33 protein-coding genes, 1 tRNA gene and 1 pseudogene are annotated in these 23,086 nt (G+C 66.8%); 5 read left to right on the plus strand and 30 right to left on the minus strand.

Going from position 1 to position 23,086, the window contains the following annotated elements:
• Window positions 1-70: 70 nt before the first annotated feature.
• Window positions 71-226 carry a hypothetical protein gene (locus BN1959_RS14730; protein WP_154018260.1) on the plus strand — a complete coding sequence of 52 codons (156 nt, stop codon included), beginning with the start codon at window positions 71-73 and terminating at the stop codon, window positions 224-226.
• A gap of 311 nt (window positions 227-537) precedes the next feature.
• Here the strand turns inward: BN1959_RS14730 and BN1959_RS09665 are convergent, their stop codons facing one another.
• A complete protein-coding gene (locus tag BN1959_RS09665) occupies window positions 538-1,317 on the minus strand; it encodes a TrmB family transcriptional regulator (protein WP_053948462.1) in 780 nt (259 codons plus the stop codon).
• A gap of 346 nt (window positions 1,318-1,663) precedes the next feature.
• Between BN1959_RS09665 and BN1959_RS09670 the strand changes: the two genes are divergently transcribed.
• Window positions 1,664-2,500 (plus strand): TrmB family transcriptional regulator, encoded by an 837-nt coding sequence (locus BN1959_RS09670; protein ID WP_053948463.1) that lies wholly within the window; start codon window positions 1,664-1,666, stop codon window positions 2,498-2,500.
• Between the two features lie 194 nt (window positions 2,501-2,694).
• Here BN1959_RS09670 and secY read toward each other — a convergent pair whose 3' ends face one another.
• The 25 genes and pseudogenes from secY to BN1959_RS09795 form a co-directional block, all read right to left on the minus strand.
• Window positions 2,695-4,176 (minus strand): preprotein translocase subunit SecY, encoded by a 1,482-nt coding sequence (secY, locus tag BN1959_RS09675; protein ID WP_053948464.1) that lies wholly within the window; start codon window positions 4,174-4,176, stop codon window positions 2,695-2,697.
• Between the two features lie 2 nt (window positions 4,177-4,178).
• On the minus strand, window positions 4,179-4,682 hold the full coding sequence (locus BN1959_RS09680) for an uL15m family ribosomal protein (RefSeq protein WP_053948465.1): 504 nt from the start codon (window positions 4,680-4,682) through the stop codon (window positions 4,179-4,181).
• Window positions 4,682-5,140: a 50S ribosomal protein L30 gene (locus tag BN1959_RS09685; protein WP_053948466.1), complete on the minus strand. Its 459-nt coding sequence runs from the start codon at window positions 5,138-5,140 to the stop codon at window positions 4,682-4,684. Before BN1959_RS09685 ends, BN1959_RS09680 begins: the two co-directional genes overlap by 1 nt.
• Window positions 5,140-5,793 carry a 30S ribosomal protein S5 gene (locus tag BN1959_RS09690; protein WP_053948467.1) on the minus strand — a complete coding sequence of 218 codons (654 nt, stop codon included), beginning with the start codon at window positions 5,791-5,793 and terminating at the stop codon, window positions 5,140-5,142. The genes BN1959_RS09685 and BN1959_RS09690 overlap by 1 nt, the downstream gene beginning before the upstream one ends.
• Window positions 5,790-6,347: a 50S ribosomal protein L18 gene (locus BN1959_RS09695; RefSeq protein WP_053948468.1), complete on the minus strand. Its 558-nt coding sequence runs from the start codon at window positions 6,345-6,347 to the stop codon at window positions 5,790-5,792. Before BN1959_RS09695 ends, BN1959_RS09690 begins: the two co-directional genes overlap by 4 nt.
• Window positions 6,347-6,814: a 50S ribosomal protein L19e gene (locus tag BN1959_RS09700; protein WP_053948469.1), complete on the minus strand. Its 468-nt coding sequence runs from the start codon at window positions 6,812-6,814 to the stop codon at window positions 6,347-6,349. Before BN1959_RS09700 ends, BN1959_RS09695 begins: the two co-directional genes overlap by 1 nt.
• Window positions 6,811-7,518: a 50S ribosomal protein L32e gene (locus BN1959_RS09705; protein ID WP_053948470.1), complete on the minus strand. Its 708-nt coding sequence runs from the start codon at window positions 7,516-7,518 to the stop codon at window positions 6,811-6,813. Before BN1959_RS09705 ends, BN1959_RS09700 begins: the two co-directional genes overlap by 4 nt.
• Entirely contained in the window at window positions 7,518-8,054 is a 537-nt protein-coding gene (locus tag BN1959_RS09710) for a 50S ribosomal protein L6 (protein ID WP_053948471.1), read from the minus strand. The genes BN1959_RS09705 and BN1959_RS09710 overlap by 1 nt, the downstream gene beginning before the upstream one ends.
• Window positions 8,054-8,446, minus strand: coding sequence for a 30S ribosomal protein S8 (locus BN1959_RS09715; RefSeq protein ID WP_053948472.1), 393 nt, complete (start codon window positions 8,444-8,446; stop codon window positions 8,054-8,056). Before BN1959_RS09715 ends, BN1959_RS09710 begins: the two co-directional genes overlap by 1 nt.
• A 2-nt stretch (window positions 8,447-8,448) precedes the next feature.
• The gene (locus BN1959_RS09720) at window positions 8,449-8,640 is read right to left on the minus strand and encodes a 30S ribosomal protein S14 (protein WP_049980745.1); all 192 of its coding nucleotides are present in this window, start codon (window positions 8,638-8,640) and stop codon (window positions 8,449-8,451) included.
• Window positions 8,637-9,161, minus strand: a complete 525-nt coding sequence (locus BN1959_RS09725) for a 50S ribosomal protein L5 (RefSeq protein WP_053949370.1) — start codon at window positions 9,159-9,161, stop codon at window positions 8,637-8,639. Before BN1959_RS09725 ends, BN1959_RS09720 begins: the two co-directional genes overlap by 4 nt.
• Complete coding sequence (locus tag BN1959_RS09730; protein WP_053948473.1) at window positions 9,154-9,858, minus strand: 30S ribosomal protein S4e; 705 nt, start codon at window positions 9,856-9,858, stop codon at window positions 9,154-9,156. The genes BN1959_RS09725 and BN1959_RS09730 overlap by 8 nt, the downstream gene beginning before the upstream one ends.
• Window positions 9,855-10,211 (minus strand): 50S ribosomal protein L24, encoded by a 357-nt coding sequence (gene rplX / locus BN1959_RS09735; protein ID WP_053948474.1) that lies wholly within the window; start codon window positions 10,209-10,211, stop codon window positions 9,855-9,857. Before rplX ends, BN1959_RS09730 begins: the two co-directional genes overlap by 4 nt.
• Before the next feature lie 2 nt (window positions 10,212-10,213).
• Window positions 10,214-10,612, minus strand: coding sequence for a 50S ribosomal protein L14 (locus BN1959_RS09740; RefSeq protein ID WP_053948475.1), 399 nt, complete (start codon window positions 10,610-10,612; stop codon window positions 10,214-10,216).
• Window positions 10,612-10,941 (minus strand): 30S ribosomal protein S17, encoded by a 330-nt coding sequence (locus BN1959_RS09745; RefSeq protein WP_053948476.1) that lies wholly within the window; start codon window positions 10,939-10,941, stop codon window positions 10,612-10,614. Before BN1959_RS09745 ends, BN1959_RS09740 begins: the two co-directional genes overlap by 1 nt.
• Window positions 10,926-11,429, minus strand: coding sequence for a ribonuclease P protein component 1 (locus BN1959_RS09750; protein WP_053948477.1), 504 nt, complete (start codon window positions 11,427-11,429; stop codon window positions 10,926-10,928). Before BN1959_RS09750 ends, BN1959_RS09745 begins: the two co-directional genes overlap by 16 nt.
• Before the next feature lie 6 nt (window positions 11,430-11,435).
• A complete protein-coding gene (gene rpmC, locus BN1959_RS09755; protein WP_053948478.1) occupies window positions 11,436-11,663 on the minus strand; it encodes a 50S ribosomal protein L29 in 228 nt (75 codons plus the stop codon).
• Window positions 11,664-12,020: 357 nt separating this feature from the next.
• Window positions 12,021-12,629 (minus strand): annotated as a pseudogene (locus BN1959_RS15535) (30S ribosomal protein S3); the annotation flags it as partial.
• The gene (locus BN1959_RS09765) at window positions 12,629-13,093 is read right to left on the minus strand and encodes a 50S ribosomal protein L22 (protein WP_053948480.1); all 465 of its coding nucleotides are present in this window, start codon (window positions 13,091-13,093) and stop codon (window positions 12,629-12,631) included. The gene BN1959_RS09765 and the pseudogene BN1959_RS15535, both read right to left, overlap by 1 nt.
• A gap of 3 nt (window positions 13,094-13,096) precedes the next feature.
• A complete protein-coding gene (locus BN1959_RS09770) occupies window positions 13,097-13,519 on the minus strand; it encodes a 30S ribosomal protein S19 (RefSeq protein ID WP_053948481.1) in 423 nt (140 codons plus the stop codon).
• Window positions 13,520-13,522: 3 nt separating this feature from the next.
• A complete protein-coding gene (locus BN1959_RS09775; protein WP_053948482.1) occupies window positions 13,523-14,254 on the minus strand; it encodes a 50S ribosomal protein L2 in 732 nt (243 codons plus the stop codon).
• Between the two features lie 3 nt (window positions 14,255-14,257).
• A complete protein-coding gene (locus BN1959_RS09780) occupies window positions 14,258-14,512 on the minus strand; it encodes a 50S ribosomal protein L23 (RefSeq protein WP_053948483.1) in 255 nt (84 codons plus the stop codon).
• Complete coding sequence (rpl4p, locus tag BN1959_RS09785; RefSeq protein WP_053948484.1) at window positions 14,509-15,255, minus strand: 50S ribosomal protein L4; 747 nt, start codon at window positions 15,253-15,255, stop codon at window positions 14,509-14,511. The genes BN1959_RS09780 and rpl4p overlap by 4 nt, the downstream gene beginning before the upstream one ends.
• Window positions 15,256-15,261: 6 nt before the next feature.
• Window positions 15,262-16,278 carry a 50S ribosomal protein L3 gene (locus BN1959_RS09790; RefSeq protein ID WP_053948485.1) on the minus strand — a complete coding sequence of 339 codons (1,017 nt, stop codon included), beginning with the start codon at window positions 16,276-16,278 and terminating at the stop codon, window positions 15,262-15,264.
• Window positions 16,279-16,296: 18 nt separating this feature from the next.
• A complete protein-coding gene (locus BN1959_RS09795; protein WP_053948486.1) occupies window positions 16,297-17,133 on the minus strand; it encodes a putative RNA uridine N3 methyltransferase in 837 nt (278 codons plus the stop codon).
• A gap of 241 nt (window positions 17,134-17,374) precedes the next feature.
• Here BN1959_RS09795 and BN1959_RS09800 point away from each other — a divergent pair.
• Together BN1959_RS09800 and BN1959_RS09805 are read left to right on the plus strand one after the other, a co-directional pair.
• A tRNA-Gly gene (locus tag BN1959_RS09800) sits at window positions 17,375-17,445 on the plus strand.
• A 238-nt stretch (window positions 17,446-17,683) separates the two neighbouring features.
• On the plus strand, window positions 17,684-18,844 hold the full coding sequence (locus BN1959_RS09805; RefSeq protein WP_079978656.1) for an ATP-binding protein: 1,161 nt from the start codon (window positions 17,684-17,686) through the stop codon (window positions 18,842-18,844).
• Window positions 18,845-18,898: 54 nt separating this feature from the next.
• On the opposite strand, the gene BN1959_RS09810 is transcribed toward BN1959_RS09805, so the two are convergent.
• Window positions 18,899-19,216, minus strand: coding sequence for a hypothetical protein (locus BN1959_RS09810; RefSeq protein ID WP_202594668.1), 318 nt, complete (start codon window positions 19,214-19,216; stop codon window positions 18,899-18,901).
• A 116-nt stretch (window positions 19,217-19,332) separates the two neighbouring features.
• On the opposite strand from BN1959_RS09810, the gene BN1959_RS09815 reads away from it, so the two are divergent.
• Window positions 19,333-20,022 carry a DUF1028 domain-containing protein gene (locus tag BN1959_RS09815; RefSeq protein WP_053948488.1) on the plus strand — a complete coding sequence of 230 codons (690 nt, stop codon included), beginning with the start codon at window positions 19,333-19,335 and terminating at the stop codon, window positions 20,020-20,022.
• Window positions 20,023-20,032: 10 nt separating this feature from the next.
• On the opposite strand, the gene BN1959_RS09820 is transcribed toward BN1959_RS09815, so the two are convergent.
• The 3 genes from BN1959_RS09820 to BN1959_RS09830 all read right to left on the minus strand — a co-directional run bounded on the left by BN1959_RS09820 (window position 20,033) and on the right by BN1959_RS09830 (window position 23,022).
• The gene (locus tag BN1959_RS09820; RefSeq protein ID WP_079978657.1) at window positions 20,033-20,884 is read right to left on the minus strand and encodes an ABC transporter permease; all 852 of its coding nucleotides are present in this window, start codon (window positions 20,882-20,884) and stop codon (window positions 20,033-20,035) included.
• Window positions 20,881-21,792 (minus strand): ABC transporter ATP-binding protein, encoded by a 912-nt coding sequence (locus BN1959_RS09825; RefSeq protein ID WP_053948489.1) that lies wholly within the window; start codon window positions 21,790-21,792, stop codon window positions 20,881-20,883. Before BN1959_RS09825 ends, BN1959_RS09820 begins: the two co-directional genes overlap by 4 nt.
• A gap of 141 nt (window positions 21,793-21,933) precedes the next feature.
• The gene (locus BN1959_RS09830) at window positions 21,934-23,022 is read right to left on the minus strand and encodes a glutamate--cysteine ligase (RefSeq protein WP_053948490.1); all 1,089 of its coding nucleotides are present in this window, start codon (window positions 23,020-23,022) and stop codon (window positions 21,934-21,936) included.
• Window positions 23,023-23,086 lie beyond the last annotated feature (64 nt).

Raw genomic sequence — 23,086 nt, forward strand, 5'->3', positions numbered from 1 at the left:
TCACAAAAATCTGAATCCGTAATATGAACCCCAGTAAAATGTGTAGCAGGCTACTACCAGACGAACAGAGATGAAAACGTCCACCACAGCCGCGGTACGCGAGGAGAGCTTCTCCGAGGGGGCACTCGACCACCTCAACCTCGCACTACAGGCAGAGAGCGTCGAGACGAAGAACTTCCACATTCGAACCGCGTTACAGTATCAGTTCGGGGCGCTCGATGAGTAAGGACGAACCGACCTCCTCGATCGACGAAACGGGCCACCCGCTTTGAGACCATGACTGGGGGGAGGAGATGGGTGAGCGGTACGCGACACTCCAAGTACGCGACGAGTCAGTGCTGTTGAACCTGCCATGGAACGAGACGGAGGGCGCGTTCGTGGTCTCGAGTCGGAGGCAGCCAGTCAGTTGACGGGATTCCTCGACGAGTGTCTGAAACACGGCCATCGCGACAGCGTCTCGCTTCGACCGTCCTCGAAAAGCGAGTAGGCTGTACTCCCTGACCGGCGCCCGATGTACAGGCCGGGACGGCCACCCCGCTACTCCGGGCTGTCGGACTCCGGGACGCCGTCGAAGATCGCTTTCACCACCGCCACCAGACTGTTCGAGGAGCCCTCGCTCCAGATCGCGGTCTCCGAGGCGTCCCCGCCCTCGCCGACGATGCTCACGAGCACTTTCCGGCCGTCGACGATCATGAGCCGGCCCGCCCGCGTCTCCGACCAGCCCCACGTCGGCTCGGTGACCGTCGCGTCCGGGAACTGCGATCGGAGCCGCTCCTGCCCAGCCGTCGACCCGCCCGTGAGCCTGAGCGAGACCCCCCGAGCCGCGGCCCCCTGCAGCCCCTCGACCAGTTCGGCCGAGAGGCTGTCTCCGGCAGTCAGGTAGACGATCCGCTCCTCGGCGCCGTCGAAGAACTCTAACAGCCGCTCCGTGACGGCTGGCTGGCCGTCCACCGTCCAAACCCCCCGCTGTTCGCTCTGGCGGTCGGTCGGCTCGAGTTCGGTCAGCGCCGTCCGGAGCACGTCCAGCCGGTGTTCGAACTCCCGTTTGAGCGTCCGGCCCGCAGTCTCGCTGGAGATGGCCCAGAACTGCTTGGGCGAGGACTGGAGCGTGTCGACCAGCCCCCGGTCCTGTAGCTCCTCGACCGCTCCGTACACCCGGGTGCGCGGTACCTCCGCGACCTGACTCACGTCTCTGGCCGTTCCGGAGCCCAAGCTCGCGAGCGCCACGAACGTCCGAGCGGCGTACGTGCTCAGTCCGAACCGTTCGAGCTGCTCGATGGCTTCGGATTCCGGATCTTGGAGTGGGTCGTTGGACATCGATATTGGTGGCGTGCGGTGACAGCTGCCCGGCTGGCCGGACTGCAGTACGGGGGCGTCGACACCGCTCTCGCGTGTACTACTGGCTGTGTCCACGCCGTTATCTCTTTTGTGATTAAACGAGTAACTACTTTCTGTCAGTTCGAAAGAAGCTTCATCGTAAATCGTCCCGTACCGTGTTACTGGGAGAGTAACGTTTACCGTAGATTGAAAGAACTATCCCAATAGAGCAGCTCTCTGTAGATATTTCGACTGTTAACTCTGTCACGGGACCAGTGACAAAACCTATCCCACTACCGCCGAAACGGTAGACCGACCCCGGGGCTCCCTCGGACGGTCGGCTTACATGGACACACCTGAAAACGTGCGGGAGGCGATCGAGGTACTCCAACAGCTCGGCTTGAAGGAGTACGAAGCCCGGTGTTTCGTCGGGCTGACCCGCCTCAGTACGGGCACCGCGAAGTCGCTCAGCGACCTGACCGAGGTCCCCAGGACCCGCGTGTACGACGCGATCCGGGTGCTGGAGGCGAAGGGGCTGGTCGAGATACAGCACTCCAGCCCCCAGCAGTTCCGCGCGGTCTCGCTGGGGGAGGCGACCGAGACCCTCCGCGACCAGTACGACGACCGCATCGAGCGACTGCACGACTCGCTTGGCGCGGTCACTGCCGTCGACGAGGAGGAGGAGTCCCCGATCCAGGAGGTGTGGGCGATGAGCGGACGGGAGGCGATCGAGAACCGGACGGACGGGCTCCTCGAGACCGCGACGGAGGAGATCGTGCTCGTCGTCGGCGACGAGTCGCTGCTGACCGAGGAGCTCGTCGCCGGCGACGAGTCGCTGCTGACCGAGGAGCTCGTCGCGACGCTCAACGACGTCGACGGCGACATCGAACTCGTCGTCGGCGCGCTGACGGAGCCGCTAAAGCGCCGGATCCAGGCGGCCGTCCCCGACGCCACGACGTTCGTCTCCGGACTGGAGTGGCTCCACGCCGCGGACGCCGAGGACGAGACGGCGATCGGGCGGCTCCTGCTGGTCGACCGCTCGACGATCCTCGTGAGTTCGATCATCCCCGACAGCGGCGAGGAGCAAGCGATCTTCGGCGAGGGGTTCGGGAACGGGCTGGTCGTCATCGCCCGTCGCCTCATGGCACAGGGACTGATCCCCGCCCGCGACCCGACTCGCTAACTCGAACGCGTCGGCGCGGTGACCGCGTTCCGTGCCGCCCCGCGACGGCGATGCTTCTCCCCTTGCTTCCGAGGTGTCTGGCCTGTCGTCACGTTCGCCGTCGCGTGGTTCAGCGGCCGCTTTCGGACGTGCGTTCTGCTAGGAAGGAGAGTCGCTGAGAAGGACGTATCCGGGCTGTAAGGCCCGAACCTTCCTTATTCTGAGCCGAACATCTGGCGCATCATCGGATGCATCTCCATCAGCTGCTCCTCGGCGATCTCCTCGTACAGCTTGTACGTAATGGAGACCGTCAGCAGCAGCCCCGTTCCGGAGACCTGCCCGATGGTGCCGAGCATGTTCGCCATCACCGCCAGCAGCCCGACGAGGGCGCCACCGATGACGGTGACCTGCGGGATGTACCGCTCCATCACCTTCTCGATCACCTGTGGGTTCTGCCGGAAGCCGGGGATCTGCATCCCGGAGTTCTGGATCTGCTGGGCGGTCGCCTCCGGGCCCATCCCGGTGGTCTCCACCCAGAAGATCGCGAAGATCGCACCGCCGACGATCATGAACGTCAGGTCGATGCCGATCCGGAGCAGCACCTGCCACCAGTCGGCGGTGACAGTCGCGCCCACGAACCACATCCACTGGTCGGGGCTCTGGATCGGCTTGAGGTACCAGAACAGCCCCTCGACGACCTGCCCGGTCTGGGTGTCGTACTCGCCCAGCCAGACGGGCATGCCGTTCCACTGGCTGTGGAGGATCTGCCCGAGGAACTGCAGGTTCGCCTGCAGCGCACGGACGAGGATCATCGGCAGGACGCTGGCGTAGATGAGCTTCACGGGGAACTTCCCGCGGGCGCCCTTCACGCGAGCGTGCGAGAGCGGGATCTCGATCCGGACGCTCTCGGCGTAGACGACCACGACGAAGATTAGCACCGTCGTGATCATCGCGAGGATCATCCCCTGCCCGAGGAAGATCGCGCTCAACCCCTCGGTCGTCAGCGGCGAGCCCGGGAGCTCGGCGCTCCCAGTGATGATCCCGATCCAGGAGGAGACGAAGCCGCTGTTGCCCGTCAGCCCCTGCCAACCGAACAGGCCGCTGACGAGGCGCTGGCTCACGCCGGCGATGATGAACAGGCCGACCCCGGAGCCGACGCCCCACTTGCTCACGATCTCGTCCATGAACAGGATCAGGATCCCGCCGACGAGGATCTGCGCGAACAGCAGCGCCTCGACGCCACGGAGACCGATCCCGAGCGACTGCGCGACCACCGGGTCGGCGCTCAGAATCGGGCTCGCGAACACCATCGGCGCGCCGGTCAGGACACACATCACGACGACCAGCAGCTTCTGGAGCCCCTGGTACAGCACCTGATCGCGCGGGTCGTTCTCGGTGTCCAGCCCGAGCAGGTCGGCCCCGCCCAGCAGCTGAAGCACGATCGACGCCGTCACGATCGGGCCGATCCCGAGCTGCAGGATCGAGCCGGACGCGCCGGCGAGGATCGAACGGAACTGGCCGTAGAAGTCAGTCCCCCCCGTCTGGAGCCCGTACAGGGTGACGTTCGTCAGGAAGAAGTACATCACGAGGATGCCGGCGGTCCACAGCAGCTTGCGCTTGAAGGGGACGTGCCCCTCCGGCCGTGCGACCGTCGGCATCCGCGTGAGCACTGGTTCGGCGGTCTCCTTCCAGCTCATTGTCAGTCCTCGCTGGCTTCTTCAGATTCGGCGGCTTGTTCGGCCTCCCGCTCGGCACGCTCCTCGGCGCGCTCGGAGACGGTGGTCGAGCCCCCGGCGTCCTCGATCAGCTCGGTCGCGGCGTCGCTGAACGCGTCGGCGGTGACGTGCAGCTCCTGGCGGACCTGCCCGTTGCCGAGCACCTTCACCACGTCGGCCTCCCAGCCGTCCTCGGCCACGTCGCGAGCGTCGATGGTGTAGGCGCCGTCGTCGTTCTCGGCGACGCCCTCCGCCGCCAGCAGCGCCGCGTCCTCGTCGATCTTCTGGACGCGCACCTCGGCGACGTTGTCCTGTACCTCGTCGGGCTGGGTGAAGCCGTGCTTCGCCCAGGGCCCGTAGTGGTGCATCTCGTGTTTGCGGCTGCCCGCCTTGCCGCGGCCGCCACGGTGGCCGGCGCCGCGCCGGTTCTTGTGGCTGCCGCCGCCGTGGGTGCGGGAACCGCGCTGTCGTCGTTTCTTGCTGGTCATTATCGCATCGCCTCCAGGAGCGGGTCGATCTCCTCGTGGGGACCGAGTTCGCCGCCCGTGCTGTCCGGATGCTTGATGCCGTCGTGCCCGCCACGGGGCGGGTGGAGTCGCAGCGTCGGGGAGATGTTCTGCTCGCGCAGCGTCGTCTCCTCCGCCAGCAGCGCCTCCGCCAGCGCCTCGAAGCTGTCGTACTCCGTCTCCGCGGCGAGATACTCCTCGTCGACGTCGGCCTCGCCCTCGAGCGCGTCCGCACGCGTCTCGAGCACGAGCGCCAGCGTCTCCACCGAGGGCTCACCGTGGGCGACGAAGTCGTTGACCTTCGCGACCATCCCGTCGTACGTGTCTGTCTCGGGAACGAGCGCGGCGTGGTTGACGCGGCCGATGTTGAGCATGTCCAGCGTGTCGCGCTGGCCCGCGGTCATGTCGATGTTGCCGCGGAGTTGGACGACTGCTCGCATCAGTTGCTCACCCCGTCGTCGGCCTCTCGCTGGACGCGTCGCGCGCGGTCAGGCGTGCGTGCCTGCGAGGCGTTCTCGAGCGCGTTGAACGTCGCCTTCGCGAGGTTGACCGTCGTCCGCGTGTTCCCGTTGGACTGGGTCCAGGCGTCCTGGATCCCGGCCAGTTCGAGGATGTTCCGGACGGTCTCGGCGCCGGCCAGCCCGAGCCCCTGCGGGGCCGGGATGACTTCGACCTCGACGGAGCCGGCCTTGCCTTCGGCACGCCGGGTCAGCGAGTTCACGCCGCCGGCCTGGTCCTCCCAGGAGCCGGAGCCGCGGTCGACACTGATCACGTTCAGCTTCGCGACCTCGATCGCCTTCTGGATCGCGCCGCCGACCTGATCGTCTCGCCCCTCGGCGTAGCCGAGGTAGCCGTCGCGGTTACCCACGACGACGACACAGCGGAACTTCACCCGCCGGCCCGAGTCGGTCATGCGCTGGACCATGTTGATGTCCAGTACCTCGTCCTCCATGCCGGGGAGGAGCTGGTCGACGATCTCGTGCTCCTTCAGTGGGAGCCCGGACTGCAGCGCCTCCTCCATGGAGGTGATCTCTCCGTCCTGCACTTGCTTGCCGAGCCGGGTCACCGGCTCCCAGCCGTCGTTCTGGCTCATTCGTGGTCCTCCTGGAGCGTCTCCCGCACGTCGTCGAAGTGCTCGGGCAGCTCCGTGGCGTCGAACTCCCCGCTGTACAGATCATCCTCGAGCTGCTCGGCGTACTCGGCGATATGCTCGCCGCGGTTGCGCGACCAGTCCGCGAGGACGCTGTCACTGTGGGGGATCTCGAGCCCCGCGTCGATTGCACCTTCCTGTACTGCGAACGCCTTGTTGCCGGGCGTCGCCGTGTTGAGACCCAGATCGAGCACGGCCTCGTCGAGGCCGGCGTCGATCGCTCGCAGGCCCGCGAGATAGCCCGTCAGGTACGCGCTCGGTAGGTTCCCGGTGGGAGCCTCCCAGCCGTACTCCGACAGGTCCTCGCTGGACGCTGCGGCGTGGATCTCGTCGCCGTCGGGTCCGGGACTGGCCAGCTGCGCCCTGACGTGCTTGTTGCTCACCCGGGCGACCAGGCGAGGCTTGCCGGATTTCAGCAGGCGCAACCGCTGATGGTAGTCCGTCCGAACCTCACGGCGACGACGCATCGGCACCTTGTATCGTGGTCCTGTTGCCATTAGTCGTCGCCTCCGATCTCGACGTCGTAGTTGTTCTCCGCGAAGGCCTCGAGGCGGGCGACGCTGTCGAACTCGCCGCCGCTTGCCTTGTTGTAGAGCTCGCGGTACTGGGAGGCGTCGAGGACCTCCTCGTCGTCGCGAAGCTCCTTCAGCCGGGAGCGCTGGGCGCGGATCCGGCTGACCCACTCGTCCTTCTCGCTGCGCCGGGCGCCGGACTTCCCCTTCCGGGAGCCGGCACCGGTCTGGTGCCCGTAGTCGCGCTTCGCTTTGCGGTCGCGGGCACGGCCGCGGGAGTTGGACTTCTCGTCTTCCGCGCGGATCGTTCCGTCCGCGATCAGATCGCGGATGTCCTCGCGGGTGATCGCGTCCGCGAGCTCGTCCTGTGCCTCCGGATCGAACCAGACGCGGTTCTCGCCGACGTCCAGCTCTTCGGCTGCGAGTCGCTTCTGTGCGCTCAGATCCGTCATTCCTCTACCTCCACTTCGACGTAGGTCGGGTTGAGGACACGAATACCGGCGTCCTCACACTCCTCCTCGATGCGCTCGCGCTTGCGGGCGCCGACCTTCGAGGCGATGCGGACCGCTTCCGTGTCGCCGTCGACGCCGTCGAGGTCGTCGACGTTGTGGACGTACACTTCCTCGAAGCCGCTCGGGTGCAGGTCGCGTGCGGCCTTCGGCGAGCGGAAGCCCGCCTCGACCTTCGGACCCTTGCCCTTGATCGAACGGCGCTGCTTCGAGAGGGTACCACGGGGGCGCCGCCACGAGGTGGGGACCCGCTTCTTCTTGTGGTAGTCCTGTCGGTTGAACTGCGGCTTGCCCTCGCGGTGCTTCTGGGCGAGCGCGGCCGCGGTGTCGTCGTCGAGGTCGGGCGTCTTGTCGGCGTGGCCGCGAGGCTGGAGCTCCGTCTCCACTTCTTCGTCCTCGTCGGCCTCCTCCTCGTCTGCCTCGTCCTCGATCTCGGCCTCGGTCTCCTCTTCGACTTCGAGGCCACCGACGTCGGCCTTGATCCGGGCCGCGAGGGCGTTGCCGACCCCGTCGACCTCGGCGAGTTCGGACTGCGAGGCGGCCTTGAGGTCCTCGACGGAGTCGTAGCCGGCCTCCGCGAGCGTCTCGGCCTTGGAGGGCCCGACGCCGCTGATGTCCTCGATCTCCTCGGGTGCGTCGTCAGCCATCAGGCATCACCCGTGGGTTTCTGCGTGATGTACACGCCGTCCTGGAACACGCGGTTGTCCTTGTCGCTGACCCGCGTGAGCTGTTCGATGTCCGCTGCGGTCTGGCCGACGGCCTCCTTGTCGGAGCCCGACAGGGTGAGCTGCTCGCCGTCGACTTCGACCTGCGTGTCGCCCCGGATCGGCGTCCGCCGCGGGGCGCGCTCGCCGAGGAAGTTCTCGATGACGATCTCCTCGCCCTGCACTTCCACCTGCATCGGGAAGTGGGCGTAGAAGACCTCCATCTCGTAGGTCCAGCCCTCGGTTACGCCGTGGAACATGTTCCGAACGTGGCTCTCGAAGGTGCCGACCGTCGCGCGGGTGTTGGCGTCCGAGTCCTCGGGCGCCTCGATCACCACGCTGTCGTCCTCGACGCTGACGTCGACGTCGGGGTACCAGAGGCGTCGGGTGACCGAGCCGTTGGGACCCTCGACGGTCAGGTCGAGATGGTCGAGCTCCGCGGAGACGTCGTCCGGGATAGTGAGTTCTGTTCTGCTCATCAGTAGACGTATGCGATTATCTGGCCACCGATGCCCTGTTCGCGGGCCTCGTAGTGGCTCATGACGCCGTGGCTGGTCGTGACGATGAGCGACCCGTAGTCACGGGCCGGGAGGAACCGCTTCTCCCACTGCTCGTACTCGTCAGCGCCGACCGAGTAGCGGGGCTTGACCGCCCCGCAGTCGTTGATGGCGCCACTCAGTTCGACCTCGAACTTGCCTGCTCGGCCGTCGTCGACGAACTCGAAGCCGCCGATGTACCCGCGGTCGTAGAAGACCTCGAGGATACTGCCGATCACGTTCGAGGCGGGTGCTACCGTGTGGTCGAGGTGCCCGACGCTCTCGGCGTTGTCGATGCCGGAGAGGGCACTCACCAGTGGGTCGTTTCCTGCCATAGTTATCGATACTTCCGGAAGCCCATGCTGCGGGCGATCTCTCGGAAACACTGCCGGCAGACGAAGACGCCGTACTTGCTCACCAGCCCCTCGGTGCGCTCGCAGCGTCGGCACTGCCGCTCCTGCGTGCTGCCCTGGGTGGCGTGCTCGCCGGTCTCTTCGTTCCCGGTGTGTTCGCCGTCTAGTTCACTCATTCGTCGATCTCCACGTCGAACTCGGTCTCGAGGAACGCGATGGCGTCCTCGGCGGTCATGCGGTGCGTCTCGGGGATCGACCGGGTGCCCTGGTCGCGCTTGGCGACGCGGTAGCCCGGTCGGACCAGCGTGACTGTCACGTCGAGCCCGTAGATCCCCGTCTGGGGGTCGTACTCCTGGCTCGGGAACGCGGTGTGCTCGTCGACGCCGAAGCTGACGTTGCCGGCCTCGTCGAACTGTGAGGCGCTGATCTCCGCCAGCGGGAGCGCCGTCTCGAGGAACTCGCGGGCGTCCTCGTTCCGGAGGGTGACCTTCGCGCCGATCGGGTCGCCCTCGCGGATGTCGAACGCCTGCACGGTGCGCTTCGCCGAGGTTCGGACCGACTGCTGGCCCGTGATCTCCTCGACGATCTCCTCGGCGTTCCCGAGGTCGCGCCCGCCCTGGCCGACGCCCATGTGGACGACGACCTTCTCGATGGACGGTTCGCGCATCGGGTGGAACTCCGCTTCGGCTTCACTCATCGTCATCACCCACGAAGTTCTCGTCGATGGTGACGACGTACTCCTCGACGGTCTCGAAGGAGCCGTCGTCGGTGGCGACGGTGACGCTGTTGCGGCCGGAGCCGGGGGTGACGAGGATCTCCTCGACCTCGCCGATCTCGCCGGCGTGCTGGCCGTCGACGGCGGTGACGAGCGCGCCCTCGCCGTACTCGAAGTGTGCGACGATCTCCTTGTCCTCGTTGTCGATCACCAGCGAGTCGCCCGCGCTGTACTCGTCGGCGTCCTCCTCGTGGAGGGTGGTGCCGTCGTGCAGCGAGAGCTGGAACGCGCCGCCGCTGACCTGGCGCTTGTCGGTGATCTTCCCGAGTCGGGAGGCCGCGCTCTCCTCGTCGATCGGGGTGAGCGCGAGGCGGCCGCCCTCGCCGGGGAACACGCGGAAGTACTCCTCGCGGGCCGGGAACGCCAGGATGTCGAACATCCCGATCGGCCGGGCCTCGTCGGCGACGGCGTCGCCGTTGACGAGCACCGCGTCGTTGTTCAGCGCGTAGCGAGCCTCCTTGCGGGAGTCCACGTAGCCGAGCACGTCCCGGAGCACGATGAGCAGGGGAACCCCGTCCTCACCGTGGGGGCCGGCGTCGGCCTTGACCGTGAACGTCTCCTCCTTCCGTTCGACCGGCCAGGAGTTCGGTACCGAGAGTCGCTTCTGATGGTTCGTCATTCGTTGTCCTCCTCGAGACGCGCCTGCCGGATCTCGTCGTCGAGATCCAGTTCGGTCACGCGGACGTTCGAGGCGTCGAGCGGCCGGGGAACCTCCTCCCCGTCCGTCTTCTCCACGGTGACCTCCTCGACGTGGATGACCTCGCCCCGGAGATCGACCTCCAGGACTTCGCCCTCCTCGCCGGCGTGGTCGCCGCGGAGCACCTCGACGGTGTCGCCCGCGTTGACGCGGACGTTCCGCTGGCCGTACTCCTCGCGGAGCTCGGCCGTCAGCGTGGCCCGAACCTGCTTCTGCTTCTCGTGCAGGTCGGCGTCTCGCTTCTGGTTTCGTTGTTTGCGTGGCTGTCGTGTCATGCTTAGACGATCATCGTCGCCGTGCTGGCGATGGTGCCGAACCGCTCAGCGACCTCGCGAGCGACGGGCCCCTTGATCTCCGTACCGCGGGGCTCCTCGTTCTCGTCGATGATGACGGCGGCGTTGTCCTCGAACTTGAGGCGCTCGCCGTTCGGTCGCCGGATCGGCTTTCGCTGGCGAACGACCACCGCTTCGAGCACCTGGCGGCGCATTTCGGGCGTGCCCTTGGTGACCGAGACGGTGATCTTGTCGCCGATGCCGGCTTTCGGGTGACGGTTCTTCGTCCCCGAGTAGCCGGTGATGCTGATGACCTTGAGCTCGCGGGCGCCGGTGTTGTCGGCGCAGACGATCTTCGAGCCCTTCTCCAGACCCTGCGTGACGTCGGCTTTCAGCGCCTCCATCATTCACCCCCGTCGTCGAGAACGTCGACGACGACGTGCGATTTGGTCTTCGAGAGCGGTCGTGTCTCTGCGATGCGAACCGTGTCACCCTCCTCCGTGTCCACACACGGCGGCAGGTGTGCCGGGACGCGGGATCGACGCTTCATGTACCGATCGTACTTCGGCACACGAACGTCGTACTCCCGCTCCACGACGACGGTCTTGTCCATGTCGGTGGAGGCGACTTCACCCTCGAGCGTCTGCCCGCGCACGGAGAGGTCCCCGTGGAACGGACAGTTCTCGTCGGAGCAGGTCTCCTCCGGTTGTTCTACGTTTAGTCCGATTGCCATGTCGAATCACCCCCGCGCTCGGTTCGCGCGGTGGGTCGTGAGAGCAGTCGTTCGCCATCCACCGTTACGTAGACCGTATCCTGGCACTCGCCGGTTCGGGGAGAGTCGTCCTCCTCGAACTGGCTCGCCCCCCGACCCTGACTCCGGGGCGGGGCGGACGGGCCAGACTTACCGGGGCGGACCCCGGCAGTTTCCGTCCCGAGTTGGGATACGGACCCGGACGCCTCGGCGGCGCCCGCGGCTTCATCTGCGGCGGGAGCGACGCTGGCTCTCGCAGCGTCCTCCGCGTTCGTGATAGCGAACTCGAAGCAGCTCCCCGACTTGGGGACCTGCCGCACCCGACGCCCGTCGTCGACGTGGAACGTCTTCATCGTCTCGACCACGACGCGGCCGCTGATCCCGACGAGGTCGGGGTTGGCGGCGTCGGCTACCCGGACGGGCAGCCCGTTGAGCTCGTGTCGTGTGAGGGTATCGGGTGTGAGTGCCATCGTGCGTTACTCCTGAATCTCGGCCGCTTCGACGTCGTCGCCTTCCTCGTTCTGGATCGTCTTGATCCGGGCGATCGTGCGGCGAAGCTCGCCGACGCGGCCGGGGTTCTCCGGCGCGCCACCCGCCGCCTGCACGGCGCGAGCGTTCAGGAGCTCGGTCTCGAGCTCCTCGAGCTCGGCCGCCCGCTCGGCGGGCGTCATGTCTCTGATCTCTTCAGTGTAGAGAATCGCCATGTATTACTCCTCCGTTTCCTCGTCGTCTTCGGCGTCTTCGGCCTCCTCCATCTCGGAGACGAGATCGGCCGCTTCCTCTTCGACGTCCTCGTCGAGCTCCTCCTCGTCGGCCGTCTCCACGGCCTCCTCGGATGCGGTCTCGACGTCGTCTTCCTCGACGTCCTCGGTCTCCTCGGCGGCCTCGACGACCTCCTCGGCGGCCTCGACGACCTCCTCGACGACCTCCTCGTCGATGACTTCCTCGGGATCCTCGTCGGGGAGCTCGGGCTCCTCGTGCTCGGGCGCCTCGGGGATCTCCTCCTCCTCGACGTCGGCGAGCAGCTCCTCGACGCCCTCGCCGGTCTCGGCCTGCTCGACTTCCGGCGGCTCCGAGGTCTCGGTGATCTCGAAGTCGTCGGGGAGCTCCGCGTCCGGTCCGATGACCTTGACGTTGACCCCGATGGTGCCAAGCTTCATCACGGCGACGCCCTGGCCCTCGTCGACGACCGACTGGGCGGGCTCGCCGTTGTGCTTAATGTAGCCGCGGTTGAACTTCTCGACGCGCGAGCGAGCGCCGGTGACCTTCCCCGAGAGGACGATCTCCGCGCCCAGCGCGCCGGCCTCCATCATGCGGTCGATGGTGGTGTGGCCCGCCTTGCGGAAGTACCAGCCACGCTCCAGTGCGTTGGCCAGTCGGTCCGCGACGATCTGTGCGTTGAGGTCGGGTTCGTCGACCTCCTGCACGTCGATCTGCGGGTCCTCCATGTCGAAGCGGTCCTCGAGCTCGGTCGTGATCTTCCGGATGTTCTTCCCACCCTTCCCGATCACCATCCCGGGCTTCTCGGCCTTGAGGACGATCTGGGTCCCCATCGGCGTCTTCGCGATGTCCATGCCGCCGTAGCCGGCGCGGCTGAGCTCGTCCGCGAAGAACTCGTCGATCTGGCTCCGCTGCAGGCCGTTCTCGATGAACTGCTGTTCGTCCGCCATCAGTTATCTTCCTCCTCTTCGAGGATGATTTCCACGTCCACTTCGACGGTGTTCCAGGGGTCGGCGGTCCCCATCGCGCGGGGGTTTCGGCCGACCTGCTCGCCGACCTTGTGGGCCGCGACGTGGGAGATGGTCATCTCCTCGCCGTCGAACCCCTGATGGTCGGCGTTGTTCTTGGCGTTGGTCAGCAGCTTGAGGAAGTCCTTGCTGGCCTTCTCCGGGAAGCGGCCGGCGTCCCAGCCGTCGATGTCGGATCGGTGTCCGACGCCGCTGTTGTGCTGCTTGAACGGCACCGAGCGGTCGCCCTCGATAACCGCGTCGAGGTACTCCTCGGCCTCGGTGACCGTCTTGCCTTTGATGGCCTTCGAGATGGCCTTGCTGTGCTTCAGGCTGATCTGACGCTCCCGCAGCATGGCTTTCGCCGTGGTCTCCGGGTCGGCGTCGACACTGTAGCTGATTCCCATAGGTTACTTGAGTGGCACGAACTTCGAGGACCGGGTCGCGCCGATGCCGGCCTGACCGTGCTCGACGGTGGATCGGGTGAGGTGGAACTCACCGAGGTAGTGGCCGATCATCTCCGGCTCGACCTTCACGCGGTCGAAGCTGTGGCCGTTGTACACCTCGAAGGTGAGGCCGACGAACTCGGGCAGGATCGGCATGTCCCGGAGGTGCGTCCGGAGCGGATCGTTCGCGGTCTCCTCCTCGGTCGCGTCCCGGGCTGCCTCGACCAGCTTGCGGTGGTCGACGCCGAGTCCCCGGTCGATAGTTCGCCGCACGCGGGCGGGTAGCAGTTCCACGACCTCGTCGAGATCCATCTCTTCGAGGTCCTCGAGCGTGTGACCGCGGTAGGTGAACTCCCCTTCGCGGCCGGTTCGGTATTCCGAGCTCATGGTTTACTCTCCCCCCTTGCCACCGCTGCGGCCGGTGCGCTTGGAGGCGATGTCGCCCACCTTCCGTCCCGGCGGGGCGTCCCGCGAGACGGACTTGGGCTGACCGGGGTGCTGGCGGCCGCCGCCACCGAACGGGTGGTCGACGGCGTTCATCGCGACCCCACGGACACGCGGGTATTTGGTCCCGCGGGCCTTCATCTTGTGGTGCTTGTTGCCGGCTTTGACGAACGGCTTCTCCGTTCGCCCACCGCCGGCGACGACGCCGATGGTGGCTCGGCAGGCCGGCGGGAGCCGGCGAACCTCGCCGCTGGGCAGCTGGACGACCGCGACGTCGCGGTCGTGGCTCATCAGCTGTGCCGAGACGCCGGAGGCGCGGGCGAACTTCCCGCCGTCGCCCACCTGGCTCTCGACGTTACAGATCGGGATCCCCTCCGGGATCTCCGCGAGCGGCAGCGTGTTACCGGGCTTGATCTCGGCGGAGACACCCACCTGCAGGGTGTCGCCGACGGCGATACCTTCGGGAGCGAGCACGAGCCGACGGTCGCCGTCCTCGAACTCGACGTCCGCCAGCGGCGCGCTGCGGGCGGGGTCGTGTTCGATGTCGACGACTTCGCCGGAGATCGTGTCGTGCTCCTCGCTTTTCTTGTGTTCGAGGTCAGCTTTGTAGCGGTGGGAAGGCGCCCGGAACGTGGGCGTCCCGCGGCCACGCCGCTGCCCCTGAATTCGTCGTCCCATGTGTCAGAACACCCCGATCCGCGAGGCGATCTCCTGTGCGTCGTCCTCCTCGGAGAGGCGGACGATCGCCTTCTTCTTGCCCTGCGGCGTGACCATCGTGTTCAGCGAGTCGACGGTCACGTCGTAGCTGGACTCGATCTCCGCCTCGATGGTGGGCTTGTCCGCGTCGACGTTGACGATGAACTGGAGCGTGTTGTCGAAGTCCATCTGGTCCATCGCCTTCTCGGTGACCAGCGGGTGTTCGATGATTCCAGTCATCGGTCGGCCACCTCCTCGACGGCGCTTTCCGTCCAGAGCGTCAGTCGGCCGGCGTCGGTGCCGGGTGCGAGGTCCTCAGTGTTCACGTCCGCGGCGGTCGCGACGTCAACGCCCGCGAGGTTGCGTGCGGCACGCGAGGGCTCCTCACTGGTGACGACCAGTACCGACTTCGGCTCGGTGTACTTCCGGCCACGGGCTTTCCCCTGACCGGCACGCACGCTCTTGCCGTCGTCAGCGCGCTCGACGTCGTCGTGGATACCCAGCGCCTCGAAGGCCTCGACGGCCTCCTTGGTCTTGTTGAGTTCCTCGAACTCGTCGCTCACGACGAGCGGGAGTTCGAGATCCTCGTCGAAGTCGTGACCGCGCTCGGTCACGAGTTCGGCGTCGGTCGTGGCGGCGATGGCAGAGCGGGTCGCGAGCTTGCGCTCCTTGTCGTTGACCTTCTTGCCCTGGTCCTTCTCGGCTTTCGGCGGGTGTGCCGCGCGGCCACCGACGGCCTGCGGGACACGCCGCGCGCGTCCGTTCTCCTGAGGTACGTGCGCCATGCCGCGGCCCGACCCCATCGACTCGGCGGGGGTGCGGAGCCCGGCGTACTCGTCGGCGCCGTACGCCTGCTTTCGGTTGGCCTGGGCGGCCTGCACGGCGCCTTTGATGAGGTCCGGGCGGAACGTCGTCTCGAACACCGCCGGGAGCTCGACCTCGTCGCCGTCCGAGCCGTCCAGGTTTCGGATAGTTGCTTGCATTGTGTGTTACCCTTGGTTGGAGGCCGTGGAGACGTAGCGCACCTCGGGATCGAGGCGCGGCTGGTCGTTCGGCCGAATCGCGGGGCGGAAGCGCAGGAGGCGCTGATCGGGGCCCGGCAGCGAGCCCTTCACGAGGGCGTACTGCCCGTCGACCTCGCCGTAGTTGACGAAGCCGCCGTCGACGGAGGCGTCGTCGCCCTCGCCGAAGTCGATCAGGCGCTTGTTGAGCTCCGTCCGCTGGTGGTAGCCGGTCTGGCCCTGCTGGGGAACCGTCGAGCGAACGCGGCTCGGGTTCCACGGGCCGAGGTTACCGATGCGGCGCCGCCAGCCCTGACGGGCGTGCTTGCCCTTCCGCTTCTGGACGCCCCAGCGCTTGACGGGACCCTGCGTCCCTTTGCCCTTGGTGATCCCCGAGGCGTCGAGGTACTCGCCCGCTCGGAAGACGTCGCCGAACTCGTGTTCGCCGCCGTCCTCGACCAGGTCGAGCGCGAACTCGGCACGCTCCTGCAGGGAGCCGCCGCCGACTCGCGTCTCCATCACGTCGGGTTCCTTCTTGGGGATGTTCTGCAGCGTCGCGGGGGTGGTGTGGGTGATGACCCGAAGGTCGTCGACCGCACCCTCCTCGACGAGCGCTCGCAGTTCCTCAGCGTCGCCCTCGAAGTCGTTCTCCGCCGGCAGGTCGAGCGCGCGGTCGAGCTCGTCGTGGAACTCGGTCGCCCAAACCTCGGTTGCCGGCTTCGATCCGTACGCCGTGTCCTCGTAGGCTCGCACGGCGATCGCGTGCATCGGGGGGGTCTCGACGACGGTAACGGGGACGGACTCCTCCATCCCGTTCCGCGGCGAGTCCTCCTCGTCGTTGACCATCACGACGTGGGTCATGCCGGCCTTGTAGCCAGCGAACCCCTGCAGCGCAGGGGAGCCCTCGTCGTCCGGCCACGAGCGGATACGCGGCACTTCCGACGCCGCACGCGTTCGCGGGCCGAAGCCCAGCGAGCCTTTTCGTGGTCTGCTTGGTTGTGGCATGTTCGTTTTCCTCCGCGCTCAGTCCCTGAGCGCGAGCGGGGCGAGCGTAGCGAACACCGCTTCCTCGGTGCGCACTACCTCGCTGCCCTGGTCCGGAACCGTATTTAGCCAGAGGTCGAACCCGGGTGAGTCGGGTTCGACGGGGAGATCGTTCGGGGATGCCCCGATGATCTCCGGAAGCCCGCGGCCCGGCGAGCCGAAGACGACGGTGGCGCCGTCCCGGTAGCGCGGGGCGATCTCGGCCAGCCGCGAACGGGTGAGTTCGTCCCCGTGGCGCGACGTGCCGATGCGAATGCCCGCGTCCTCGCGGGCGAGGGCTTCCTGGATGTCCACGCAGGCGTCGACGGTGAACCCGGATGGGTCCTCGTCGACGAGCCGTGCGCGGACGGGTTCTCGCGAAGAGACCCTGACTGTGACGCGCTCTCCCTCTTCGACCGCCATCGACGGCGGGACGAGCAGGGAGATCGGGTGTTGCAGTCCGCAATTGACCCGGACGCGGTCGTCAGGTCCGACCTCGGTCACGATTCCTTCTCTCGACTCCGGGGTTTCACCCTCGGAGCCGGTCCGTGGGGAGACACGCATGGGGGGGAGAACGCCTGCGTAGCGCAGTTCGTCGCGTTCGTCCCAGACCTCCTTCCGGAGGTAGGGGGGTGTGGCCGCGTAGGCCAACACCGTGCGGACGAACTCCCCGCCCCAGCGGCCCTCGGCTTCCCGGTCGGGGAAGACGAGGATTCGCTCGATCCGGTAGATGGCCGCGGCGCGAGCCACGTACCCGAGCTTCCGGGTCGCCTCGCGCTTGTCCTCGGCCTCCCGGACGAGCGACGACGGAACGACGAGTGTGGTGCCGTCCGTCATGTGCCTCGCCACTGGACTGTACCTCCACTTCCGAACGACACCGTAAAAGGGTAGCGACTCAGCACGGGGGCTGTGACGGCGTCACACGGCCCGAGACGCCCGTTGGCCGGTTTCTTTCGCTCGTGAGTCTGTGTCGTGGATGTCGTTCACGGACGGCGCGATACCCCGCCGCCGGCCGTCGATTGGCAGCGTTTCGGAAGCCTTAAGAAGAAAACCGCACTTGGTGGGAATGCGAAGGAACGCGCTGGTAGTGTAGTGGTATCACGTGACCTTGCCATGGTCACAACCTGGGTTCAAATCCCAGCCAGCGCATGATTTTCCGCGCCACCAACTCGCGAGAGCCGAGTTACTTCTGTTGCGACCAATGTTCGAGCGGTGAGCTTCCGAACCCACGTCGACGTCGACGAATGGACGAGAGGCAAGTCCGTGCTCGATCTTTACACTCCCCGGAAACCCTCCGCAGAACCCTCCTATCGTTCGACGTCGGTCCTTCCGACACGAGAATCTCCGGAACCATTATGCGTATTAAGCGGTTCTTGAGACGTAACGAGTGAAGTTTGACAACCGTGCAAACGGGATTCTGGTCGCGCTCGGTTGTCTGTTAGGCGCGATTGTTGTTTCTGAGTTCACCTGGCTTATACTTTCGAGCCGGCTTCACCTGATAAATGCCGTCTACGTCACCGGCCTCCTGACGAGCCTTCCGGGGATCGTCGGACTCGTCGCGGGTGGGAGGTATCTGTCGCGCTCGTCGCTCTCCGGCGGGCAGCAGTTCCGCGTGCTGAAGTGGACCGTCGCCGGGGGGATCGGGTTCATGCTGGTGAACGCCGTGCTGATTCTCACGATGCCGCCGGAGAACGTCCTGATCGTCGTCGGGTGGACGCGGTGGTCGCTCAGCATCGGCGTCGGCGGGGGGTTCCTGATCGGCTACTACGAGGCACGGGCGGTGGAGCGTGCTGTGAATGCCGAGCGCGCATCCGTCCAAGCGAAGGAGTCCGAGGAGCGCCGGGAGATGCTCGACTACCTCAACTCCCTCCTCCGACACGAGGTGCTGAACACCGCCGCCGTCATCAGCGGCTACGCCGACCTACTCAAACAGCGATCCAGCGAGGAGGACCCCGACTACGAGTACCTCGACGTCATCGAGCGGCAGGCGAACGAGCTCACCGGGACGACCAAGGACGTGCGTCTGCTGCTGCAGTCCCTCGAAGAGGGGACCGACCTCGGCCCCGTGGATCTCACCGACGTGCTGGCGGAGGAGCTCGACAAACTGGAGGACCGGTACGGTTACGTGGAGACCGACGCGGAGATCCCTGACGGCGTGTACGTCCGTGCCGACGAGCTTCTCAAACGTGTGTTCTCGAACCTGCTCAACAACGCGGTCGAACACAACGAGAGCGGCCACCCCCACGTCACTGTCTCGGTCTCCGCGGGACCGGACACCGTCGACGTCCGCGTCGCGGACAACGGCTCGGGCATCCCCGAAGCCGAGCGCGACCTGCTGTTCGAGACGGCGACGGGGAAGACGGACCACGGGATCGGTCTCACCATCGTCGCGCGGTTGGTCGAGCGATACGGCGGGGCCGTCGAACTCACCGACACCGGCCCGGAGGGCACCGTGTTCACCGTGACACTACCGAGGGTCGAGCCGGAATCGTCGACGGACTCCCCACAGGAAGCGTCGACCGCAACCGCGTCGTCGCCCCCGGAGTAGCCTGTCGACCCATCGCCCGTCGAATCGTGGACCGCCAACCACAGCCGCCGCGCGTCAGACCTCCCGAGTGTCCTCGCTTTCGGGGGGTTCGCTCCTCTCCCCCTCGACGGTCTCGTCGACGGTTCGCTCAAGCGTCGCGTCGGTCTCGATCCGAACCACGCCCGAGAGCGAGCAGAGCTCGGCGACGCCCGCTTCGGGCAGCCGAACGAGCCAGCAGTCGAACCCGAGTTCTTCGACCACCCCGCCGCCGGCGTCCGTGAGGGTGTCGTGGAGCCCCGCTGGCTCCGCACCGTCGTCGAGTTCGACGACCAGCGTCGCCGGCGCCTCGCCCGGGTCGTCCCGCATCCGTCGGACCGGGTGTGAGAGGTACACGGTCGACAGTGGCGGTGCGGTCGGGCAAAAACGTTCGGCCGAGGCCGGAACGTTCAAGCCGGCGACAGCCCCAGTCGGGGTGTGACTGGGAGTACCACGAGCAGGGGGCGAACGCCGTGACTATCTCGATCGCGGCCCGCGATCCCGAGTCCGGGCAGGTCGGCGTCGCCGTCGCGTCGGCGTTCCCTGCGGTCGGGGCAGTCTGCCCGTGGGTGAGCGCCGAGGGCGCCGTCGTCACCCAGTCGTGGGACGCCGGCGCCGACTACGGGGAGGCGCTGCTCGCCCTGCTCGACCGAGGGATCTCGCTCCCGACGGCGGCGGAGGCGTTCGTCGCCGGCCGGGCAGGGTCTGTCGGCCTCCAGCTTCACGGGATCGACGCCGACGGGGGGACGTACGCCCACACCGGCGAGAAGTGCGTCGAGCACGCCGACCACTACGTCGGCGAGGAGTACACTGTCGGCGGGGACCTGCTCGCGAGCCCCGAGGTGATCGACGCTGTCGCCGCCGCGTTCGAGCGCGCGACCGGGCGGTTCACCGACCGGCTGCTGACGGCGCTGGAAGCCAGCGAGTCCGCCGGCGGCGACAAGCGCGGTGACAACCTCAGCGCCGCGGTGCTGGTGTACGGCGACCCGCACAAGCTCTACCACAACCTCAGAGTCGACGCGCCCGGCCAGCCGATCGCGGACCTGCGCGAGGCGTACGAGTCCGCACTGGAGACCGAGCGCGGGATGGACGACGAGGAGATGCAGAAGTTCTGGGGCGACGCCGTCCCCGAGACGATCCGCGAGTACCCGATCCGGTACTGAGCGGGTGGGGCTACTGCAGTTCGGCGCGCTCGAACCGCCGGTAGCCGACGATGACGGGAATCGTCGCCCAGCCCAGCAGGACTGCGAGTCCGAAAACGTTCGGAGCGTGGGGTCCGGGAACGGCTGTGCCGTACAGCAGACCCTCGATCAGTTCGGGGACGTAGTAGCGTGCGGCGTTGAACGCTTCCGCAGGGCTAAGGCGGTTGACGTAGAGATACCACGTCGGCTCGTCAAGCGAGTAGAAGACCGTTGCCTGAGAGGGGACTTGGCTGCTTCCCGTGAACGCAAACGAGAACAGTGGCAAGACGAGGTTCCGCCAGAGCGGTTCGACCAGCGCGTACAGACCCATCACGAGGCCGATCGCGCGGGTCTCGCTTGCGACGGAACTGGACACGCCGACGGTCAGCCCGATCCACGCCAGCGCGAACAGCAACAGCGCGATCGTTCCGCCGATCACGTCGACGGCCTCCATACCTCCGAACCCGACGGTGACGACGACGCTCATCACCGCCAGAGAGAGCAGGACGGTCGTCGTCAGAATCAACGATCGCCCGAGATACGTCCCGAACACCACGTCCCGGCGGGTGCCCGGCTGTCCCAAGAGAACCCGGATGCTTCCGGAACTCCGTTCGCCGACGATCGACTTGAACCCGATACCGATGGCGGCGAGAGGCAGCCAGAGGGTGAACTGGGCGACCGCCAGAACGAACGGTCGAGTGTGCTGATCGGCGATCGGCGTCGACATGAACGAGAGGACGTGTGAGAGGCTGAGAACCGTCATAGCCCCAGCAATCACCCAGATCGAACGGGTCCGCAGCGAGTCCTTGAAGTCCTTCCGCGCGATTACTGCCAGCGCGTTCATGCGTCGGCCTCCTCGGCGGTAAGCCGGGCAAACAGGTCACCGAGCGACGCCTCCTCGATCTCGATGTCGGTTACGGACGCCCCGGACGCCTCGACCCGGGCGATGACGGTGGACTTCGCGTCGGCGTCAGTCAACCGGACTTCGACCCGTCCCTCGGCGATCTCGACCGCGCTAACACCGTCGATATCGCCGAGTTCGAGGTCTATCGGCGTCGTGTCGACCGAGAGGGAAAGCATCGAGCGGCTGTCGAACCGGTCCCGAAGCCCGTCGATCGTATCGACGGCGACGAGTTCGCCGTCGTCGATGATTCCGACACGGTCACAGACCGCTTCGACCTGTTCGAGGATATGGGTCGAGAAGAAGACGGTCGTTCCGCGGTCGGCCTCCTCACGGATTATCTCTCGGATGTCCTGTACCCCGTTCGGGTCGATGCCGGACGTCGGTTCATCCAGTACGAGCACGTCGGGATCGCCGATGAGCGCCATCCCGAACGCGAGTCGCTGTGACATCCCCTTCGAGTAGCTCCCGGCCGCTTCGTCACCGGCGTCGGCGAGGCCGACACGGGCGAGAACCGCCTCGGGGTCCTCCCCGCTATCGTTGAGGGAGACGGCGAGTTCGATATGTTCGCGCCCGGTGAGCGAGTCGTAGAGGCCGTAGTCGTCCGGGAGAACGCCGAGATCCCGCCGGACCTTACGGGGGAACTGCTGGGGGTCGTGGCCCGTGATCTCCGCCTCCCCGTCGGTCGGGCGGACGAAATCGAGGAGGATGTCGATCATCGTCGACTTTCCGGCGCCGTTGGGGCCGAGAAATCCAAATATCTCCCCGCGCTCGACTGTGAGATCGAACGCTTGGAGGGCTATCGTGTCTCCGTACTGCTTGGTTAGGTTGGAGGTTTCGATGGCGGCCATCTGCGGGGAGTAGACGATCCCTTGCCACTCACAAATGCGTTTTGAAACGTGAGGGGATTGATGTTTAGGTCCCTGGGATCGATGACGCCTCCCCCGGTCGCGGGGGCGCTACGGGTCGAGCGGCCATGCTCGGTACCCGCGCTACAACACCAGCGACTCCCGCAGCGCCTCGCTCCCCCGCTCCTCGTGGATCCGGCGCTGTCGCCGACTCCCGCTCTCCCGATCGAGGAGCGCCGTCAACGCGTCGTTCCCGATCCGGTCGCAGGTGCGCTCGATCGCCGTCGTGAGGTCGATCGTCGACTCACCGTCGCGGTCGACGAACGTCGCGTCGTGGCCGTGTCGCGTCGCGCGCCACTTGTTCTCGTCGAGCAGCTCCCGGCGCAGCCCCGCGCCGAGGGAGTCGCGCTTCCCGTCCTCGTAGCGCTCCGCGAGGTCGATCACCATCGCGTGGATCCCCTCGACGAACGCGTCGACGACCGCGGGGTCGACCTGCCCGTCCGGGGTCCGAATCTCGACGGTGCCGTGGCCGGTGTGGGGGCGTACGTCGAACCAGAGTTCGCCGCGGTCCTCGACGGACCCCTGCTCGACCATCCGACGCTCGTACTGCTCGAACGCCGCGTAGTCCTCGAACGCGGTGGGCATCCCGGTGTTGGGGAGGTTCTCGAATATCTTCGCCCGCGCAGAGGCGAGCCCCGTGTCGAACCCGTTCCAGAACGGGGAGTTGGCCGACAGCGCCAACAGTGGCGGCATCTCCCACCGAAGCTCGTTGGCGATCCAAACCGCCTTGTCCGGGTCGTCGACGCCGATGTGGACGTGCAGGCCCGCGGTCGTGTTACGGTGCTGTGGGTACTGGATCCGTTCGAGCTGGGAGCGGTACCGCGGCTTCTCGGCGTGATCGAGCTCGCGCCAGCGCGCCTCGGGGTGGAGTCCCGCCGCCGCGATCTGATAGCCGTGATCCTCGGCGTGCTCGACGAGGGCTTCCCGCACCGCGAGCAGGTGGTCCTCGGCCTCGCTCACGTCCTCGATCTGCGGGGTCTGGGTCTCGATGGTGAACTTGAACAGCTCGTGGTCCAGCTTCCCCGCGAGCGGTGCCGGCGGCTCGGCGTCGCCGTACACCAGCTCGTCGACACCCGAGACCGGCAGCCCCTCGTCGTCGACGACGTAGAACTCCTCCTCGATCCCGAGGGTTCCCATCCGGTCGAAGCTCTCGCGGGAGCCCAGTTCCTCCATTTGCTCCACAGTCAGAGCCCCCACCTCAATAGGGTGCCGGCTCCGGAACGCGTGGCCGAGGCGC

It is taken from the genome of Halolamina sediminis (assembly GCF_001282785.1).
Classification (GTDB): Archaea; Halobacteriota; Halobacteria; order Halobacteriales; family Haloferacaceae; genus Halolamina; species Halolamina sediminis.

What these genes read in the sequence shown, in the direction of transcription:
- BN1959_RS14730 (WP_154018260.1), top strand. Translation starts at nt 71, where the DNA reads ATGAAAACGTCCACCACAGCCGCGGTACGCGAGGAGAGCTTCTCCGAG.
- BN1959_RS09665 (WP_053948462.1), bottom strand. Translation starts at nt 1,317, where the DNA reads ATGTCCAACGACCCACTCCAAGATCCGGAATCCGAAGCCATCGAGCAG.
- BN1959_RS09670 (WP_053948463.1), top strand. Translation starts at nt 1,664, where the DNA reads ATGGACACACCTGAAAACGTGCGGGAGGCGATCGAGGTACTCCAACAG.
- secY (WP_053948464.1), bottom strand. Translation starts at nt 4,176, where the DNA reads ATGAGCTGGAAGGAGACCGCCGAACCAGTGCTCACGCGGATGCCGACG.
- BN1959_RS09680 (WP_053948465.1), bottom strand. Translation starts at nt 4,682, where the DNA reads ATGACCAGCAAGAAACGACGACAGCGCGGTTCCCGCACCCACGGCGGC.
- BN1959_RS09685 (WP_053948466.1), bottom strand. Translation starts at nt 5,140, where the DNA reads ATGCGAGCAGTCGTCCAACTCCGCGGCAACATCGACATGACCGCGGGC.
- BN1959_RS09690 (WP_053948467.1), bottom strand. Translation starts at nt 5,793, where the DNA reads ATGAGCCAGAACGACGGCTGGGAGCCGGTGACCCGGCTCGGCAAGCAA.
- BN1959_RS09695 (WP_053948468.1), bottom strand. Translation starts at nt 6,347, where the DNA reads ATGGCAACAGGACCACGATACAAGGTGCCGATGCGTCGTCGCCGTGAG.
- BN1959_RS09700 (WP_053948469.1), bottom strand. Translation starts at nt 6,814, where the DNA reads ATGACGGATCTGAGCGCACAGAAGCGACTCGCAGCCGAAGAGCTGGAC.
- BN1959_RS09705 (WP_053948470.1), bottom strand. Translation starts at nt 7,518, where the DNA reads ATGGCTGACGACGCACCCGAGGAGATCGAGGACATCAGCGGCGTCGGG.
- BN1959_RS09710 (WP_053948471.1), bottom strand. Translation starts at nt 8,054, where the DNA reads ATGAGCAGAACAGAACTCACTATCCCGGACGACGTCTCCGCGGAGCTC.
- BN1959_RS09715 (WP_053948472.1), bottom strand. Translation starts at nt 8,446, where the DNA reads ATGGCAGGAAACGACCCACTGGTGAGTGCCCTCTCCGGCATCGACAAC.
- BN1959_RS09720 (WP_049980745.1), bottom strand. Translation starts at nt 8,640, where the DNA reads ATGAGTGAACTAGACGGCGAACACACCGGGAACGAAGAGACCGGCGAG.
- BN1959_RS09725 (WP_053949370.1), bottom strand. Translation starts at nt 9,161, where the DNA reads ATGAGTGAAGCCGAAGCGGAGTTCCACCCGATGCGCGAACCGTCCATC.
- BN1959_RS09730 (WP_053948473.1), bottom strand. Translation starts at nt 9,858, where the DNA reads ATGACGAACCATCAGAAGCGACTCTCGGTACCGAACTCCTGGCCGGTC.
- rplX (WP_053948474.1), bottom strand. Translation starts at nt 10,211, where the DNA reads ATGACACGACAGCCACGCAAACAACGAAACCAGAAGCGAGACGCCGAC.
- BN1959_RS09740 (WP_053948475.1), bottom strand. Translation starts at nt 10,612, where the DNA reads ATGGAGGCGCTGAAAGCCGACGTCACGCAGGGTCTGGAGAAGGGCTCG.
- BN1959_RS09745 (WP_053948476.1), bottom strand. Translation starts at nt 10,941, where the DNA reads ATGGCAATCGGACTAAACGTAGAACAACCGGAGGAGACCTGCTCCGAC.
- BN1959_RS09750 (WP_053948477.1), bottom strand. Translation starts at nt 11,429, where the DNA reads ATGGCACTCACACCCGATACCCTCACACGACACGAGCTCAACGGGCTG.
- rpmC (WP_053948478.1), bottom strand. Translation starts at nt 11,663, where the DNA reads ATGGCGATTCTCTACACTGAAGAGATCAGAGACATGACGCCCGCCGAG.
- BN1959_RS09765 (WP_053948480.1), bottom strand. Translation starts at nt 13,093, where the DNA reads ATGGGAATCAGCTACAGTGTCGACGCCGACCCGGAGACCACGGCGAAA.
- BN1959_RS09770 (WP_053948481.1), bottom strand. Translation starts at nt 13,519, where the DNA reads ATGAGCTCGGAATACCGAACCGGCCGCGAAGGGGAGTTCACCTACCGC.
- BN1959_RS09775 (WP_053948482.1), bottom strand. Translation starts at nt 14,254, where the DNA reads ATGGGACGACGAATTCAGGGGCAGCGGCGTGGCCGCGGGACGCCCACG.
- BN1959_RS09780 (WP_053948483.1), bottom strand. Translation starts at nt 14,512, where the DNA reads ATGACTGGAATCATCGAACACCCGCTGGTCACCGAGAAGGCGATGGAC.
- rpl4p (WP_053948484.1), bottom strand. Translation starts at nt 15,255, where the DNA reads ATGCAAGCAACTATCCGAAACCTGGACGGCTCGGACGGCGACGAGGTC.
- BN1959_RS09790 (WP_053948485.1), bottom strand. Translation starts at nt 16,278, where the DNA reads ATGCCACAACCAAGCAGACCACGAAAAGGCTCGCTGGGCTTCGGCCCG.
- BN1959_RS09795 (WP_053948486.1), bottom strand. Translation starts at nt 17,133, where the DNA reads ATGACGGACGGCACCACACTCGTCGTTCCGTCGTCGCTCGTCCGGGAG.
- BN1959_RS09820 (WP_079978657.1), bottom strand. Translation starts at nt 20,884, where the DNA reads ATGAACGCGCTGGCAGTAATCGCGCGGAAGGACTTCAAGGACTCGCTG.
- BN1959_RS09825 (WP_053948489.1), bottom strand. Translation starts at nt 21,792, where the DNA reads ATGGCCGCCATCGAAACCTCCAACCTAACCAAGCAGTACGGAGACACG.
- BN1959_RS09830 (WP_053948490.1), bottom strand. Translation starts at nt 23,022, where the DNA reads ATGGAGGAACTGGGCTCCCGCGAGAGCTTCGACCGGATGGGAACCCTC.